The organism is Pseudomonas sp. K5002 (assembly GCF_013386655.1).
Classification (GTDB): domain Bacteria; phylum Pseudomonadota; class Gammaproteobacteria; order Pseudomonadales; family Pseudomonadaceae; genus Aquipseudomonas.
In genome coordinates this window covers 1-1277 of the sequence record NZ_JACARK010000904.1, presented here as the reverse complement: position 1 = coordinate 1277, position 1277 = coordinate 1, and the positions used below count along the sequence as shown (strand labels likewise).

Genomic DNA, 1277 nt, shown 5'->3' with positions numbered 1-1277 from the left:
GCAGGCGTTCAGCCATGCCACCGGCATGGCGGTGCTGGTGGACCGCGAGTTGACCCGGGGCCGGCGCTCCATCGGCGTGCATGGCCGCTACAGTGCGCAGCAAGCCCTGGGCCTGCTGCTGACAGGGAGTGGCCTGATGGCGCGTTATGCCCGCAGCGATGCGTTCACCCTGCAAGTCCCCGAGGTCAGCCAGCCGGCCACGACGCGGGGGCTGAAGGCAGGGCATGCAGCACGGATCAACAACAGCTATGCCGCGGCCTTGCAGCAGGCGATCGAACGCAGTTTGTGCCGTTCGCCGCTGACCCGCCCCGGCAGTTTCCGGGCGCTGGTGCAGGTGTGGGTCAACGGTGACGGGGTGATCGAACACAGCCGCCTGGTCAGCTCCACCGGTGACCTGCAGCGTGACGAAGCGCTGGTACGTGGCCTGGGCGCCACCCGGGTCGAACGCCCGGCGCCCAGTTCGCTGCGCTTGCCGGTGACCTTACTTTTGATGCCCGATTCAACAGGAACACGCATGGAATGCACAGCAGGGGAAGGAGTTTCCGGGGCATGAAAGACACCGGCCACAGCATGATGGTCAGCCTGTTCCTGGCGTCCTACGAGGACTTCAAGGTACGCCTGCGCAAGCGCCTCGGGTCTGAGGACCTGGCCAACGACGTGCTGCACGAGACCTACCTGCGGGTCGACCGCATGGACGTACCGCCGAACCTGGCGCAACCCAATGCCTACCTGTATCGAATGGCGCTGAACATCGCCGCTGACCGACGCCAGGCGGATGCGCGACTGTTGACCGGCAGCGAAGTCGAAGAGCTGCTGCAGACCGTCGATGAAGCCCAGGACCCGTCGCGGGTGGTGGGTGGCCAGCGGGAAATCCAGTCCTTGCTCAAGGCCCTCTACGAACTGCCGGCGCGGCGGCGCCAGATCCTTATCGCTGCACGTCTGGAAGAGGCGCCACACCTGGAGATCTCCAGGCGTTTCGGGATTTCCACGCGCATGGTCGAAAAGGAAATCAAGGCCGGGCTGGGCCACTGTGCACAGCGCCTTGAAAGAAAAGTGATCCAGCGGTTCGGTCCCGGGGCCGGAAAACCGTCTTAGTGATTGAGTCCCTGATAATCCGTTGAGTACCTGCGCGCTTGAACATTTTTAACCTCTCCGCTGCCCGTGCTGCGCTCGACAGCCCCCTGCACGATGAAGCGCGTGACTGGCTGGTGCTGCTGACGTCGGGCCGGGCCACCGTTGCCGATGCCAAGGCGTTGCGCCAGTGGTGCGCCCAGAGC

The 1277-nt window shown here is 64.8% G+C and carries 3 protein-coding genes; all 3 read left to right on the top strand.

Annotated elements, in window-relative coordinates; all coding sequences use genetic code 11:
• Positions 1 to 553, top strand: a 553-nt coding sequence (locus tag HX846_RS30770) for a secretin and TonB N-terminal domain-containing protein (protein WP_178966837.1), incomplete at its 5' end; no start/stop codon positions are given.
• Complete coding sequence (locus tag HX846_RS30765; RefSeq protein ID WP_102605758.1) at positions 550 to 1095, top strand: RNA polymerase sigma factor; 546 nt, start codon at positions 550 to 552, stop codon at positions 1093 to 1095. The genes HX846_RS30770 and HX846_RS30765, both read left to right, overlap by 4 nt.
• A 38-nt stretch (positions 1096 to 1133) precedes the next feature.
• Positions 1134 to 1277, top strand: a 144-nt coding sequence (locus HX846_RS30760) for a DUF4880 domain-containing protein (protein ID WP_178966836.1), incomplete at its 3' end; no start/stop codon positions are given.

Coding starts and splice junctions, on each gene's coding strand:
- HX846_RS30765 (WP_102605758.1), top strand. CDS start 550: ATGAAAGACACCGGCCACAGCATGATGGTCAGCCTGTTCCTGGCGTCC.